This is a genomic window from Chryseotalea sanaruensis, assembly GCF_003990915.1.
In the GTDB taxonomy this organism is placed as follows: Bacteria; Bacteroidota; Bacteroidia; order Cytophagales; family Cyclobacteriaceae; genus Chryseotalea; species Chryseotalea sanaruensis.
Map to the genome: position 1 here is coordinate 536,084 of NZ_BHXQ01000003.1, position 16,338 is coordinate 552,421.

Below are 16,338 nucleotides of genomic sequence, written 5' to 3' on the forward strand. Positions count from 1 at the left end.
ATGTAAGATTTCTACCAAATCAGCTTTTCTTTATTTAAAAAGGCCGCAATTCCTCTTTGACAATCTTCGCTACCTCTTGCCTTGGCGTTCATCGATGAAGCATAATTGAGGGCTTCTGTTAGAGGCATAGATTGTACTGCTGCAACCATCTGCTTGGTGGCAGCCATCGATTGAGCTGAGTTAGAACGAATTAATTTATTGGCAAAATCTAATACATCTTGTTCCAGACTTTCAACTGTGCTTAAGTAATTAACTAGTCCAAGGTTACACGCTTCTTCTGCGCTGATCAAATCGCCACTCAACAAAAGTTGCTTACTTTTTCCCTCTCCAATTCTTCTTAACAAAAACACCATTACTATGGCTGGTATAAAACCAATTCTTACTTCGGTATAACCAAACTTTGCTTCAGGTACTGTAAAAGAAAAATCACAAACTGCTGCTAGTCCGCATCCGCCTGCCAAAGCATGACCTTGTATCTGTGCGATTACAACTTTATTAAGTGTGTATATTTTTAAAAACAGATCCTTTAAATGATTAGAATCAGCAACATTCTCTTCGTAAGAAAACGACTGCAGTTTTTGTAAATAAGCTAAATCTGCTCCTGCACAAAAGGCCTCTCCTTCAGCGCACAATACCACAATTTTTGCTGCTTCGTCAATTGAGGCAGCATCAAAAGCCTCCATGAGTTCTGATACCAATTCATGGCTTAATGCATTTCGTTTCTCCGGCCTATTAAGTGTAATAAAGGCAATTCTGTTGATTACCTCGTACTTTAAATAATTCATATCGTATGTTTAAAATATCCGGTATGCAAAACTGAAAATGCATTTCTATTCAATTGCGTAGCTTCAGCAAGCATTCGTTCGGCAAAGTAAAAAGAGTTACTGCTATCTAGTATCACCTGATCGAAATTAATCTTCTCTACCAGCTTTTCTATTGTTATAGCATTATGACTAATCACCACAAAATCTACCGACATCTCAGGTAGGTTAGTAACGTTTTCGTTAATTATTAAAACACGTTTATTTCGAAACTGAAGCAATTTACAACCATTTACAGAATCATCACCACTTACTATAGCCACCGTCTCAACCTCCTTTACTTCATTGATTAAACGATTAGGTCGAATATGAAATCGAATTCTTGCAGCATCGTTTAACAAAGCCGAATCTGCCACAAAGATGGAGCGACCACTACTGATAAAATCCATAGCCGAGGATCCTGGCACTTTATAAACAATCCATTCATGTTTGTTTACCGCCTCATGATAATGATACCACATACTGACAGCAAGCAACAACACAAAACCAAAAGCAACTTTAAGATATGCGAATTGTTTATACTGAAAGAGCAACAGCAATGAACCCAGGCTAAACATGATAAGCCATGATTGCGTGGTGGTGATGTACAAATTATCTAATAAACTAAAAGGAAGACTTTCTACCAAAAGCACTGAACCATTCATGGCCTGAATACATTTTGTTAACAGCCACCCTGCTAAAGATGCCAATGGAGTTAACCAACTAAGTGCCAATACTGCCAAGCCCAAAACGAGTACGGCAAAAGAAATAGGTATTACAAAAAGATTGGAGAAAAGAAAATAAACCGGAAACTGATGAAAGTACAGTAAACCTAAAGAAACTGTAGATAGCTGTGCTGCTAAGGATACCGTTGAAATCTGCCACACCTTATCAGCCCAATAGCCAGGAGCATACCACAGTAAATAGATAGGGCGTTGCAAATACACAATACCCAAAACAGCAGAGTAGGAAAGCTGAAAGCCTACAGACATAATCAGAAAAGGATCTTGCAGCAATAAACAAAAAGCTGAAGCAGCTAAAGTATTGTAAATATTAGTGGACCAACCCAAGGGCCTGGCAAATGCTACAAATGAAAACATAGTAACTGCCCGTAAAACAGAGGGTGACAACCCAGTAACCAAAGCGTAAATCCATAACACTATTAAACCAACTACAGCGATTACCCATTTACCACCAGGTCTTTTACTAAAAGGCTTTAGCATTAAAAGAAGAATGCTATAAATAATACCCACATGTAAACCTGATACAGCTAATACATGCAAAGCGCCTGAAGCAGAATAAGCATGCATGATATCATTATCAAGTCCATCGGTTATCCCAAGCACCAAAGCTGTAGCAATGGCTTGCTCCTGATCGCCTCTGACATGTTGCTTTAATGATTTTTCTGCCCAGTCTCTAATCTTAATAGAATAAGCCAGTATGCGCGATTCGGGTTCATGATTAATTTGGTAAACATTATTTGCTCTTATAAAAACCTGATGATGAATATTTTTAAAGCTGAGAAATCGCTTGTAATCAAATTCTCCTGGATTGGCCGGTGCCGTTAGCAATTGTGGACTTCCTTCTATCAACAGTACATCGCCATACTGAAAAGCTTCTGTGAAATATTCTTTAGAGAAATACAATAGTACTTTTCCTTGTACAGTCAACCATTGCTTGTTAGTGTTTACTTTTTGAATACGAGCTTCCATCTTCCACGACTTCGCTTTGTCCTGCGCATGACTGATTACTACTACCTTGAAGTGTGAAATCGTATCTTTAAAATGGATTAGATGCTGATTATTCCTGGTTTCAGTCTTTTGCAACACAAGCAAATAGCCAGCAAAAAAGATAATGACAAGACCAACAAAGCCAGTATTAAACTTTACATTTCTAATTAATGCTATAGCATAAAGAAAAAAATAGCAAAAGATTGCACTGAATAACAGCCAGAAGGTGAAGTTTTCATTAATACTATCAGGCAAATAAATAGCCAGCAGTATGCCAGCCATAAAGAAAATTGCAAACCTTACAAACACATAAGGAACCCATCTGAACATGGGCACAATTACAATTTGCTGGATCTAATCCGCAATAAAACTCAGGCCTAAAATCATTCTATAAAGATCAACAGGATACAAGCGCCACAGATATCACAGATTTCCACAGAAGTAGTGAATCTATCTGTGTTGATTTGTGATCTCTGTGGCAAAAAAAACTTGGTGTCAATACCAACCTTGGCAAGTAAAAATTTCAACTAAACAGATTTCTGGTAAGCCTCAATGATATCGCGAACAAGTTTGTGCCTTACTACATCTTTTTCATTCAGCTCAACAAAACCAATACCCTTAACACCTTCTAAAATTCTTGACGCTTCTTTTAACCCCGACTTTTGATTATGCGGTAAGTCAATTTGAGAAGCATCGCCCGTCACCACCATTTTAGATTCAGGCCCCATGCGTGTTAAAAACATTTTCATTTGCATGGGTGTAGTGTTTTGCGCTTCATCTAATAAAATAAACGCGTTGTTGAGTGTGCGACCGCGCATGTAAGCGAGTGGTGCGATCTCAATTACTTCACGTTCCATATAGTAACGCAGCTTTTCAAAAGGGATCATATCATTAAGCGCATCATAAATGGGGCGCAAATACGGATCGATTTTCTCTTTCAAATCGCCCGGCAGAAAGCCAAGGTTCTCTCCTGCCTCTACAGCCGGTCGCGTTATAATGATTTTTTTTACGACCTTATCTTTAAGCGCTTTAACCGCCATAGCCACAGATATATAAGTTTTACCCGTTCCTGCAGGCCCTAGTGCAAATACAAGGTCGTTCTCGCGAACCATCTGCACTAGTTTTAACTGGTTAACTGTTTTGGGTTTAATCGGATTTCCCCTCGTTCCGAAAAGGAGCACATCATCGCCAATTGGAGGTGTTGGCCCATCCGGCAAAAAACCTTCTTCCTCTCTGCCAATCCTTGATTTTACATTTTCCTGAGTAACCCTGCCAAATTCATGGTAATGATCAATCAGTTCATTCAAAATTTCTTCAATTTGATCTACTTCCGAAGCGCTGCCCTTAATTATAATCTGGTCACCACGGGAAACTAGTCTGGCTTTTGGAAAGGCTTCTGCCAGCGTGTGGATGTTTTTATTCTCCTCTCCCAGAAAATCCACCAACGATACTATGTCGAGATCTACGATTCTTTCTATCAAGTGTATATGATTTATATCTTAAACAATCTGCGTTAAAAATGTTTACTTTGCTTCGCCAAAAGTAAAGAATATCACTGGCAGCGTCAACCATGGCCATCGTCACCTTGCTAACAGATTCGGGCGAACAAGATCACTACGTAGCAGCCATTAAAGCTAAGATACTCAGCACGAATCCGAGCATAAAAATCGTAGACATTAGTCATAAAATAGCATCCTGCGATATCGGGCATGCTGCTTTTGTTTTAAAATCAGTGTTTCGCGACTTCCCCAAAGGCACCATACATCTTGTTGCAGTAGACGCCATCGGCAAAAAGGGCGATGCTCCCATAGCTATGCAGCTGGAAGATCATTATTTTATAGGTGTAGATAATGGTTTATTCGGGCTTATTACCGAAAAACCGCATCAACAGATCGCAGAACTCAATACGATTAATCCAATAAATACCACTTTTCCCGAAAAGGATATTTTCGCTCCTGCCGCAGCAAAATTAGCCAGCGGTGTTTCACTCACCGACTTGGGCAAACCATTAGGCACTTTTAAGCGAATGATCGATCGCCAGGTTAAGGCCACCAAAAGACAAATTACCGGTAGTGTGGTGCGAGTGGATTCTTATGGAAACCTTATCACAAATATTCCAAAAGAAGCATTTGATATTCTAAGTAAGGGGAAAGTTTTTACAATACAATTTGGCGGGGAAAAATTCAGACGCATCAACACTACCTATCAGGAAGTAGAAGAAGGTGATTGTTTTATTCTTTTTAATAGTTTGGGATTATTAGAAATTGGCGTTAATCGCGGCAACGCTTCCGAACTATTCGGCCTTGAATATGACAGTGTGGTAAGCATACTTTTTGATGAATAGGGATACTGGTTGTTGGTTGATGGTTAGGCTTACATACTTTTCTTTAAACAGAGACAAATAGAAGGCTCAACCAAATTACTTTGGTATAGTATTATGTTACCTTAACACTTATAAAACAAATAACCATCAACCCACAACGAACAACGAACAACCATCAACCAACAACCAACAACCAATAATAGCCAACTAACACCCAAACCTATGTTAATCCGAGTTGTACGTATGCATTTTACAGAAGCTGGTGTACACGAGTTTCTGGAAATATTTAATAATAATAAAGAAGACATCCGCAATTTTGAAGGCTGCAGCCATTTACAACTTTTGCGCGATGCTAATGAGCCCAATACTTTTGCAACCCTAAGCCATTGGCAAAATGAAGCATGCCTGAATAATTATAGAAAATCAGAACTTTTTGGTACTGTGTGGGGGCAGGTAAAAACCTTATTTTCTGAAAGATCGCAGGCATTTTCGCTGGAAAAATACATTGAACTATAATGCATGTACACCAACAGCAGTTGCCTTGTGAAACTGCATTTTACTTACTCATGTAAAACAACGATATTTCGGGATTGCCATTTTCCGAAATGCTTAAAATAGACTCGCATACCCATATTATTCCTAAAGACCTGCCGAACTGGAGTGAAAAGTTTGGCTATGGAGATTTTATTTACCTGCAACACCATAAAGCAGGATATGCTAAAATGATGCGTGGCAACCAATTCTTTAGAGAAATAAAAGATAACTGCTGGGATCCAGACATACGGATTGAAGAATACGCAAATTTTAACACGCAGGTACAAGTTGTCTGCACCATTCCTGTAATGTTTTCATATTGGGCCAAACCCAATGATTGTCTGGAGGTTTCAAAATTTCTTAACGATCATATTGCTGAACTTGTAGCGAAGTATCCTAAAAATTATATAGGGCTCGCAACGGTACCCATGCAGGATGCAGATCTTGCCATTCAGGAATTAGAACGTTGTAAAAAAATTGGCTTGGTTGGAATTCAAATAGGCTCCAACATTAACGATGAGAATTTAAATGAAGACCGCTTCTTTCCGATTTTTGAAGCATGTCAGCGATTAAATATGGCTGTACTTGTTCATCCGTGGAATATGATGGGGCAAAAAGATATGCAGCGCTATTGGCTTCCGTGGTTGGTAGGCATGCCCGCAGAAACTTCGCGTGCAGTTTGCTCCATGATTTTTGGTGGCATCTTCGAGCGTCTTCCTAAATTAAGAGTAAACTTTGCGCACGCTGGTGGTTCATTTTTACCAACTATTGGACGTATACAACACGGCTTTGAGTGTCGCCCCGATCTGGTTGCCATTGATAATCCGATAGCACCAAAAAAATATATAGGTCAATTTTGGGTGGATAGTATAACACACGATGCGCCTATGCTTGAGTATGTTTTAAAAATGGTAGGGTCAAAAAAAATAACTTTGGGTTCGGATTATCCTTTTCCGCTTGGTGATTTAGAAATTGGCAAGTTTATTGAAGACATGCCACTGGATAAATCGGTGAAAGAAGATATTTTTCACAACTCAACGTTAGCGTGGCTTGATTTACCAAAAGAAAGATTTTTGTGAGTATGAAGTATTGTCTTATTCTATTCAGTTTTATTTACTTACCCTGCATTTTGTTGGCTCAAACACCTTCAGAAAAAGCAAGGGAATACCAAATACAAGAAGAGCAATACCGTAAAACAATATTATTGAGAGAAATCGATTCAGGTAAATACTATATGGAAATCGGTGAATACGAACTAGCCGACAAAAAATTAAAGTATGCGCTTGACAACATAAAAAGTGTTCCTTCAGAGCTTGCGTATTTCTTTGGGAAAAATTCTTACTTCATTGGCAAATACAAGCAAAGTGTTGACTGGCTAACCAAGTACGTACAACTAAAGGGTACATCAGGTCAATATTATCAAGATGCCATTGCAGTGCTTCAAAAAGCAGAAAATGACTTAATGGCGCAACGAAAAACAGAAACAGCACAACTTGAAGAAGTATTCTCACAAAACTATGATATTGATTGTGGGCCAAGTGGCAAAGTAATATGTCCGGTTTGCAAGGGCACCACTGTAATTGTTAAAGCAGGTATCTTTGGTAACTCCTACAAAACCTGTAATTTCTGCGACAAGCATGGTTTGCTAACATGCGAAAACTACAATAAACTAATCAGAGGTGAGTTGGCTGAACAATAAGGAACTCTATGAGCTAAATTAGGTATTCATTAGGCTATTTAAAGCATTTCTTTTGCGTTCTACTTAGCTAATTGCTATTCAAGCAAATACTAAGTGAAAAAATGAAAAAGTCAATTCTGCTACTTGTAAGCACATTGCTTACTATTTTATCATCAGAAGCCGTATGTCAGGAAAGTTGGAGCGAGGTACTTAAAAAAGAAGAAGGAACACTTGGCATTATCTATTATCAACAGCCAGGATTAATTCAGAAAGACAATACAGGGGAACTCAGTGGCTTATGTATTGCCATTCTTAACGACTTTGCTGACTTTGTTCATAAAAAATACGGCAAGAAAATAACCATTAAATACGTTGCCGAAGAGCCTGTTTTTAGTTCGTTTCTGGAAAAAATCAAAACCACACCAAACATTGTTGGCCTAGGTAACATTACTATTACTCCAGAAAGAAAAAAGTTTATTCAGTTTACAGAGTCTTACCTGACTAATCCTGTTATTTTACTCAGTCACAAAAGCGCTCCTGACATTACAGCACTAGATCAGTGTTCAGAAAAGTTTAAGGATTATACCGCATTGGTTATTGGCCAAAGTACACATGAACTGTATATGGCTTCCATTAAAAAAAAATATTTCCCAACCTTAGCTGTAAAAAAAATCAGTTCTGGTTTAGAGGTAATGGATGAGATGACTAAAAACCCAAAATCGTTTGGAATAATTGATCTGACTGAATATATCTATGCTGTACGTTCAAAATTACCGCTTAAAAGACATGCTGTTAAGATCACTGAAAAAAATGAGGAGCTAGGCTTCGCTATGCAGCTAAATAACGACTGGCAAATGCCCTGGAAAGAATTTCTTACACCAGAATACAAACAATCTATAAAATACCGAAAGCACATAGTTAATAACCTGGGTTCGAGTTTTCTATCGTTAGTAGAGATGTAATGTGTCTTTAATCTGTACTTCAAATAATTAGTAATTAGATTTATGCGAGTCCCGATAGTCAAGTCAAGCCTTCAAATAATTATTTCACTATTTACTATTGGTTGCACCCAACTACCCAAACAAATACCCGAAGACTTTCAAGTGCTAATAGAGAATTCACCCATTCAGCCAGGGGGAGGCGGAAATTACTCCTTGATGATCAGGCAAACAGCAAGTAAAGGTCAATTTGAACTTATTCGAAATTACGACAACACAATTCGTAAACTTACCCTAAGCACTTATGGCGTACAAAGGTTGTATGATGCAGTACGTGACGCCAAAATATTCAGGCTTAAAGATAATTATGCAGATATGAATGTGTTAGATGGTTCAAATATTACCTTAACCATCAAAGTTAATGGTAAAGTAAAAGTTATAAACATGCGTAACAAGCAACCTGACGAATTGAAAAGTGTGTCGTCCATTTTAAGAAAGTTCGAATTAGAGATTAGATAGAGAAGTTGATAACATGCATATAATAGAATTTATAATTGAGGCAATCATGGCATTCTTTGCAAATAGTGTTGTAATGAAACTCTTCAAAAAGAAGCACAAGAACTTTTCGCGCAATAAGTAAACAGACAGGGAACACCTGAAGGCTCATGGGAATTAAGTAACGCTGGAAAAATCGAGCGTAAAAACTAAAAACACTAAAACAATAAGTTAAACTACTACAATAATGAGTCATATTTTATTTCAGACACTCAATTGGAGTACCATTCCTAAAATAGAATACCCAGGCGAACATGGAACATCATTTGCCCAGACTATGCAATTTGAAGGACTAAGATTGAGAATTGTAGCGTATAAAAAGGGTTACTTAGCAGATCATTGGTGCGAGAAGGGCCATATCGTGCATTGCTTGCAGGGAGAATTTATAATAGAGTTAGGGAATATGGAGAAAATAACTTTCAGTCAAGGTATGAGTTTTGTAGTATCTGATGACCTAAGCTCACACCGGGCATTTTCCGAAAATGGCGCAAAACTTTTCATCGTTGATGGCGATTTCTTAAAAAGTTAAAACACTGTTAATTAAAAGTTGGTAAATAATTGAACGCTTTAAAAAAGTCAATTATGTCAACTATTCTTTCCCACGACTTATTGGCTGTTAAACTGTAAAAAAGTGTAAAACCCTTGGTGATGATATATCAAAATCCTATGAAGTTCGTTAAGCTTGCAGTGTAAACTCAACAAACATTAACTTTACTCAGGTATACACAAAATATTAAGAGTAACACTAAAACTATTTTGTGGGTAACTTAATCTAAAGAATTGTGTCTTTTTTGTAACCTATTGAATTAAGATTGGTAAGCATAACTAAAAACCGTCAATATAAACCTACCTCTACCGCAGCATGAAACGGAAAATCCTCATTGGCTCATCAGTGGCTCTCGTATCAATTTTAGTCTATTTCTTTATAATAAAGAGCAACGATGGCGAAACAGCCTCCATTTTGTCATCTGTTAATAAGGGCGAATTCCGCATAGAGATTGAGACAACAGGCGAATTAGAAGCTAAAAACTCTGTAAAGATTATGGGGCCTCAATCGCTCCGAAACTTTCAGATTTGGCAGGTTACCATCCAGGACATTATAAATGAAGGAACTGTTGTAAAAAAGGGTGACTGGATTGCCACCTTAGACCGATCAGAGTTTCAAAATAAATATACCGCCAAGCAGATTGAGCTGGACAAGGCCACCTCCAAGTTTAACCAAACACAGCTAGACACGACACTTACGATGCGTCAATCCCGCGATGAACTCATCAACCTTGCCTACTCGGTAGATGAATCCCGGATTGTATTAGAACAATCCAAATTTGAACCACCTGCCAGCATTAAGCAAGCAGAAATCAATCTCGATAAATCCAAACGCGCATATGAACAAGCTGTAGAAAACAATAAGATCAAAAAGAAGCAGAACATTGAAAAGATGCGTGAAGTGGCGGCCGAACTTCGCAAAGTGCAGGCGGAGTTTGACGGCATGATAAAAGTAATGGAGTCGTTCAATGTATTAGCGCCAGAAGACGGAATGGTAATTTATGAAAAAGGCTGGGACGGTAAACCTATTAAAGCCGGATCACAGATACAAATGTGGGAGCCTACTGTTGCTACGTTACCCGACCTTACTAAAATGATGTCGAAGACCTACGTAAACGAAGTAGACGTCCGCAAGGTAAAAGCAGGGCAAGTGGTAGAAGTAGGATTAGACGCATATCCTGACAAGAAACTTACTGGGGTTGTAACAAATGTTGCGAACGTAGGCGAACAACGTCCCAATTCAGATGCTAAAGTATTTGAAGTAAATGTTGAAATAAACGGAACAGACCCCACCTTGCGCCCATCTATGACCACCAGTAATAAAATTATTGCTAACGTTATTAATGATGCCATTTTTGTTCCCCTCGAAAGCCTGCATAGCCAATCTGACACCATTACATATGTGTTCTTAAAAAAAGGATTAGACATTATTAAGAAAGAAGTAGTCGTAGGTGAGACTAATGCCAATGACGCCATTATCACCAGTGGCTTAACTACCGATGATAAACTTTATCTTTCTGTACCCTCAGGTTTGGAAAATAAATCTGTTGAGCTATTGCCCGAGATGAATGGCAAGCGAAGTAAAGACAAGGAAGATGCTCAAGTTACCGCCAGTTTAGTTAAATCCGTAAACCAGTAACGTGAAGTTCTTGTCTGCTTTTTTCTCTCCCCGCTTGCTGGCAAACCTGCTATTGGCCATTGATGCCGTGCTTGCAAATAAAGTTCGTTCGCTACTCACTGCGCTTGGTATCATTTTCGGAGTGGCCGCTGTTATTGCCATGCTGGCCATTGGCAACGGTGCACAGCAGGAAATCCTAAATCAAATCAAGCTGGTGGGCGTCAATAACATTGTTATCAAGCCCATCATTGAGCAGAAGGAAGAAAAACTAGAAGAGACTGGTGGAAAAACTGATAAGAAAAAATTTTCACCTGGACTAACAGTACGCGATGTTACCAGTATTCAATCCACCATTCCAGGTCTTACTACGGTCAGTCCTGAGATTTTATTGAACACCAATATAATCCGAAATGGTATAAGGCGCTCCGCTAAACTGGTGGGTGTAGAACCAACCTACTTCGAGATCTATGATTTTCAACTTTTTGAAGGGCAAATGTTTAATGATGAGCAAAGAAAACTTGGTGCCGCTGTTTGTGTTATTGGTTACGGAATTAAAAGCCGCTTCTTCCCTACAGAGAATCCTATCGGGAAAAGTATTAAAGTAGGTAGTCACTGGCTAACCATTATAGGTGTACTGCGTGAGCGAACCGTGTCGCAAGCCAGTATCAGTAAACTCGGTATCCGCGACTTTAACATGGATGTTTATGCACCCTTGCAAAGCGTTTTGATACGCTATGAAAATAGAGATCTTATAACAGCTGAAGCCTTACGTAAAGCAGCCATGCGCAGTAGAGGAATGGTGTTTATTGATGGGAACAGTAATCAAGAAGAAGATACCGATAGTAAGAACTATCATCAGCTCGACAGACTCGTTATACAAGTATCAGAAACAGAAAAACTTCAATCAACTGCCGAAATTCTATCAAGATTATTAGCACGTAAACACTACGATGTAATTGACTTTGAAATTGAAATCCCCGAACTCCTTTTAAAACAACAACAACGAACTAACGATATTTTTAATTATGTGTTGGGCGCTATTGCCGGAATCTCTCTGCTGGTAGGTGGTATTGGTATTATGAACATCATGCTTGCTTCGGTACTGGAGCGCATCAAAGAAATCGGACTCAGACTTGCCATTGGTGCACAAAAAACAGACGTAATACAGCAGTTTCTTTTCGAAGCCATGATGATCAGCATCGGTGGTGGCTTGATTGGAGTAATCCTTGGTGTCTCACTAGCATTCATTGTGTCGGCTGTAGCTGGCATTCCTACCATAATAACCTTCACTTCAATTTTACTATCCTTTGGTGTTGCTGCTACTGTAGGGCTTATCTTCGGAATTGCCCCTGCCAGAAGAGCTGCAAGTCAGGATCCAATAGCCTCATTACGTTATGAATAAAAAAATTATGTGTGGGATGGCCTTCATCCTGATCTCGCTGACTAGCTTCGGACAAACAACCCTTACCATTGATGAACTGATTGCCAGATCAAAATCGCAGTCACCCGCGTCCAAACAGGCAGAGACTCGAAAAGAAAATAGGTATTGGCAGTATAGATTTTATAAAAGCGATTATAACCCTCAATTAAGATTGAGCGGAAACCTGCCATACAATAAAATAGTTTCACCCATAGAACAAAATGATGGAACGTTTGTGAACACAGGCATTAATCAGCTGAACAGCAATATGGGGCTTTCATTATCACAACCCATCCCCTGGACTAACGGCTCATTGTCTGTTAATTCTTTATTAGGCTACATTAACAACTACAATAATCTCAATCCTGGTACCCCCAATGAACAATGGCGTGGCACCATGGTAAACGTACAACTCAGTCAGCCTCTATTCGCTTTTAATCCACTACGCTGGAATAAAAAAACTGAACCTATTCGCTACGAGGAATCGAGACGTGAGTATGTAGAACAGATGGAAGCCATCTCACAAGAATCGGTTGGCTTGTTCTTTAATGTACTGGAAGCACAAATCAACCAGCAGATCGCTAACTTCAATATTGCCAATAATGATACCATTTATAAGATTGAGCAGGGACGGTACAACATCGGTACGACTTCTCAAGACAAATTACTACAGGTTGAGTTGCAGCTACTTCGTTCCAGACAAGATGTGGCACAGGCACGTTTAAATCTGCAAACAGCCAGTCTTCAGTTGCGCTCTTACATTGGGTTGCAACAGAATGAAGCACTCCAACTAGTATTACCAGAATCAATACCCTCCTTTGAAATATCAATTGATGACGCACTGTTACATGCCCGTAATAACCGGGCTGATTATCTCGCTTTCGAGCGCAGGCGTACAGAAGCAGAGCGAGAGGTAGCACAAGCGCGCGGACAACGCTTTCAAAGTAACCTGGTAGCCTCGTTTGGTCTCAATAATGACGGAACAGTTATTAATGAAGTGTATCAAAATCCACAACTGCCCCAACAGCAATTTAACCTATCGCTAAGTGTACCGATAATCGATTGGGGCCGTAACAAATCGCGCATGCAAACAGCCATTGCCAATAAAAAATTGAACGATTATGTGATAGCGCAAGATGAAGTAAACTTCGAGCAAGAAATTATTACCAAGGTGAGTCAATTCGAAATGCTTCGCTTACAAATTGAGATCACTAAAAAAGCAGACGAGGTAGCACAAGAACGATACAAGGTTGCTCAAAATCGCTATCTGATTGGTAAAATTGACATTACCAATCTTAACATTGCACTTACTGAGAAAGACAATGCCAAAAGAAGTTACGTGCAGGCGCTCAAATCATTCTGGACTTCATTCTATGAGTTGAGAAGATTAACCCTTTACGATTTCGTAGTGAAGCAATTGTTGTATACCGCAGAGTAAAACGCTTTTCAGTTATAAACGGAAGAGAATGGTCTCTTGATTTATTGTTGAAGGCAGACTCCTTTACAATGTCTACTCTTTTATCATGACAATTATCGGTGATTAGTACTACATATAAATCAATCGAGCATATTGAGAAAATTATTTACAATTGTCAAATGTGCTCCTTATACTTTGGCTAAGAAAAGAGATTGCCTTGGTTCTGTAAATTTTCTTGTAAGAATGTTAATAACACCTGTCACAGCATTAGGGCCAAACAGCGGTACGGAGAGGCCACGAACAATTTCAATAAGTCTTCAATGAATAAGTCGTAGAGTCCTTCAAGTTGAACATGCTCTTCTTGAGCATTCACAAGCATTGTACTACCAAACATCAAGAAAAATAAACAGGGCGTTTTTCATTGCACAATTTTATCTTAGATATGACTACCAATTTTCTATTGGTATTGTATTCCTTTTCAAAGCAATGTTTACGAATACTCATAGCATCAATTTTTCAATGAATTGGTAGCGCTAAAGTCTCTTAAAGCCAAAGATTAAACTGTGCAATGACTTTCGTTCGAAATTCCATGATTCTAGTCGGCAAAAAAATGACTTTACAATAAATTGTGATTGTTGACCCCGGTTAATGATTCGGTATTTCCAGGCTTTTTTCTTATCTTTGTGGGTTGATTTTCAAGTACATAGACCATGGCCCTGCACAATAGAATCGATAAGCGGATTTTAAAAGAAAAGATGCAACACTCCAGTGAAGAGCGCATCACGATCTCCTTTTACAAATACCACCAGCTTGCCGAGCCCAAAGCTTTTCGCGATGAGTTATACACGCTGCTCGATCAGCTAGGTGTAATGGGTAGAATTTACGTAGCCCATGAAGGTATCAATGCACAAATAAGTGCGCCCAAAGCCAACCTGGACATCTTCAGAGAAAAATTATACTCCATCGATTTTCTCAATGGTGTGCGTCTGAATATTGCAGTGGATGATAATGGAAAATCGTTTTTTAAATTAAAAATATTAGTTCGTAAAAAAATAGTAGCCGATGGCTTGGATGATACATCATTCGATGTAACGCAGACCGGCCAACACGTTAACGCAGCTGATTTCAACAAACTGGCGGAAAATCCCAACACTATCATCATCGACATGCGCAATCATTATGAGAGTGAAGTCGGACATTTCAAAGGTGCTGTACTGCCTGATGTTGATACCTTCCGTGAGGAACTTCAAATTGCTGAAGACCTTCTTAAAGATAATAAAGACAAGAACTTATTAATGTATTGCACCGGGGGTATACGCTGCGAAAAAGCAAGTGCATGGATGCGTCATAAGGGTTTCAACAATGTATTTCAATTGAATGGTGGCATAATTGAATACACCAGACAAGTAAAAAACGAAGGTCTTGAAAACAAATTTATTGGCAAAAACTTTGTGTTTGACGAACGCCTTGGTGAACGCATTTCTGAAGATATAGTAAGTGTTTGCCATCAGTGTGGCAAAGCTTGTGACACACATACCAATTGCAAAAATGATGGCTGTCATTTACTGTTTATACAATGTGAAGAATGCGCTGGACACTTTAACGGATGCTGCTCTGACGAATGCAAGGAAATTATAGCAATGCCTGCTGAAGCTCAGAAAGAATTAAGGAAGGGTATTAATAAAGGGCGTCAGGTTTTTAGAAAAGGACGTTCAGAAAAAATTGCTTTTAGAAAAGTTAATCATCAATCATCCACAATACTGTAAAGAAATTTAGTCCACAACATGGCACGCATAAAATACTATTACGACACAGAAACTTGTAAGTACGAAAGGGTAAGAACCAAGAACAGTGATATTGTTTTAAATACGCTTGGTATCGTATCACTTACGCTTTCTCTTGCCGTTGGCTTGCTCATTTTGTATAGCAATTACTTTGCATCCCCCAAGGAGGTAATGCTGAAAAATCAGGTGCAAGAACTTGAGTTCTATTATAACAACTTAAATGTGGAAGTTGAGCAACTTCGAAAAATTCTGGGAAATATAGAACACAGAGACGATAACATTTACCGTGTAGTGCTGGGTGCTGAACCTATTGATAAATCGGTAAGAGATGCGGGTGTCGGTGGTGCAGACCGTTATACCGATATTAAAGAGAAGAACATTGTTCAAAAAGACTTAATCCTTGAGCTGCATGAAAAAGTAGATATGCTGCGCAGAAAGCTTTACATAGAATCAAAGTCGCAAGACGAAGTAGTGAATCTTGCAGAAAATAAAGAAAAGCAATTAGCCGCAGTACCTGCTATACAACCTGTTGCCAACAAACAGTTGATTGCTTTAGCTTCTGGTTTTGGACCACGTGTGCATCCTATTTATAAAGTAAAGAAAATGCACACCGGCATTGACTTTGCTGCTTCTATCGGCACACCTATTTATGCAACTGCTGATGGTAAAGTGGTTGAGGTTAGTGTACGATTTAGCGGTTATGGCAAAATGGTGGAAATCGATCATGGCTTCGGTTACCGTACGCGGTATGCGCACATGCATGGTTTCGCTGTTCGCCAAGGGCAAAACGTAAAACGAGGAGATTTAATCGGTTATGTAGGAAATACTGGCTTATCTACTGCCCCGCATTTACACTATGAAGTAATGCTTAATGGCTCACACATCAATCCAGTGCATTATTTCTTTAACGACTTGTCTGCCGCAGAGTACGAGAAGATTATTGAATTAGCGTCTGTAGAGAATCAATCGCTAGGAATGTAAATTATAAGGAGACA

At 38.9% G+C, this 16,338-nt stretch carries 15 protein-coding genes; 12 read left to right on the top strand and 3 right to left on the bottom strand.

Annotation, left to right across the window (positions count from 1 at the left end; translation table 11 throughout):
* Positions 1-11 precede the first annotated feature (11 nt).
* The 3 genes from SanaruYs_RS10295 to SanaruYs_RS10305 all read right to left on the bottom strand — a co-directional run bounded on the left by SanaruYs_RS10295 (position 12) and on the right by SanaruYs_RS10305 (position 4,011).
* A complete protein-coding gene (locus SanaruYs_RS10295; protein WP_127122468.1) occupies positions 12-785 on the bottom strand; it encodes an enoyl-CoA hydratase/isomerase family protein in 774 nt (257 codons plus the stop codon).
* Entirely contained in the window at positions 782-2,812 is a 2,031-nt protein-coding gene (locus tag SanaruYs_RS10300) for a ComEC/Rec2 family competence protein (RefSeq protein ID WP_160118634.1), read from the bottom strand. The genes SanaruYs_RS10295 and SanaruYs_RS10300 overlap by 4 nt, the downstream gene beginning before the upstream one ends.
* Positions 2,813-3,057: 245 nt before the next feature.
* On the bottom strand, positions 3,058-4,011 hold the full coding sequence (locus tag SanaruYs_RS10305) for a PhoH family protein (RefSeq protein ID WP_127122470.1): 954 nt from the start codon (positions 4,009-4,011) through the stop codon (positions 3,058-3,060).
* 89 nt (positions 4,012-4,100) lie between these two features.
* Here SanaruYs_RS10305 and SanaruYs_RS10310 point away from each other — a divergent pair, with 89 nt between their 5' ends.
* From SanaruYs_RS10310 to SanaruYs_RS10365, 12 genes are all read left to right on the top strand, one after another.
* Positions 4,101-4,874 carry an SAM hydrolase/SAM-dependent halogenase family protein gene (locus tag SanaruYs_RS10310; protein ID WP_127122471.1) on the top strand — a complete coding sequence of 258 codons (774 nt, stop codon included), beginning with the start codon at positions 4,101-4,103 and terminating at the stop codon, positions 4,872-4,874.
* A gap of 201 nt (positions 4,875-5,075) precedes the next feature.
* Positions 5,076-5,369: a putative quinol monooxygenase gene (locus SanaruYs_RS10315; RefSeq protein ID WP_127122472.1), complete on the top strand. Its 294-nt coding sequence runs from the start codon at positions 5,076-5,078 to the stop codon at positions 5,367-5,369.
* 89 nt (positions 5,370-5,458) lie between these two features.
* A complete protein-coding gene (locus tag SanaruYs_RS10320; protein ID WP_127122473.1) occupies positions 5,459-6,466 on the top strand; it encodes an amidohydrolase family protein in 1,008 nt (335 codons plus the stop codon).
* A 2-nt stretch (positions 6,467-6,468) separates the two neighbouring features.
* A complete protein-coding gene (locus SanaruYs_RS20095; RefSeq protein ID WP_160118635.1) occupies positions 6,469-7,086 on the top strand; it encodes a hypothetical protein in 618 nt (205 codons plus the stop codon).
* 101 nt (positions 7,087-7,187) lie between these two features.
* Positions 7,188-8,027: a substrate-binding periplasmic protein gene (locus tag SanaruYs_RS10330; RefSeq protein WP_127122474.1), complete on the top strand. Its 840-nt coding sequence runs from the start codon at positions 7,188-7,190 to the stop codon at positions 8,025-8,027.
* A gap of 42 nt (positions 8,028-8,069) precedes the next feature.
* Positions 8,070-8,522, top strand: coding sequence for a DUF6438 domain-containing protein (locus SanaruYs_RS10335; RefSeq protein ID WP_127122475.1), 453 nt, complete (start codon positions 8,070-8,072; stop codon positions 8,520-8,522).
* Between the two features lie 223 nt (positions 8,523-8,745).
* Positions 8,746-9,087, top strand: a complete 342-nt coding sequence (locus SanaruYs_RS10340) for a DHCW motif cupin fold protein (RefSeq protein ID WP_127122476.1) — start codon at positions 8,746-8,748, stop codon at positions 9,085-9,087.
* Between the two features lie 333 nt (positions 9,088-9,420).
* A complete protein-coding gene (locus SanaruYs_RS10345; protein WP_127122477.1) occupies positions 9,421-10,743 on the top strand; it encodes an efflux RND transporter periplasmic adaptor subunit in 1,323 nt (440 codons plus the stop codon).
* Position 10,744: 1 nt separating this feature from the next.
* Positions 10,745-12,124, top strand: coding sequence for an ABC transporter permease (locus tag SanaruYs_RS10350; protein WP_246011886.1), 1,380 nt, complete (start codon positions 10,745-10,747; stop codon positions 12,122-12,124).
* Positions 12,117-13,580 (top strand): TolC family protein, encoded by a 1,464-nt coding sequence (locus SanaruYs_RS10355; protein WP_127122478.1) that lies wholly within the window; start codon positions 12,117-12,119, stop codon positions 13,578-13,580. Before SanaruYs_RS10350 ends, SanaruYs_RS10355 begins: the two co-directional genes overlap by 8 nt.
* A gap of 689 nt (positions 13,581-14,269) precedes the next feature.
* Positions 14,270-15,325, top strand: coding sequence for an oxygen-dependent tRNA uridine(34) hydroxylase TrhO (gene trhO / locus SanaruYs_RS10360; protein ID WP_127122479.1), 1,056 nt, complete (start codon positions 14,270-14,272; stop codon positions 15,323-15,325).
* Positions 15,326-15,343: 18 nt separating this feature from the next.
* The gene (locus SanaruYs_RS10365) at positions 15,344-16,324 is read left to right on the top strand and encodes a M23 family metallopeptidase (protein ID WP_127122480.1); all 981 of its coding nucleotides are present in this window, start codon (positions 15,344-15,346) and stop codon (positions 16,322-16,324) included.
* The last annotated feature ends 14 nt before the right edge of the window (positions 16,325-16,338 follow it).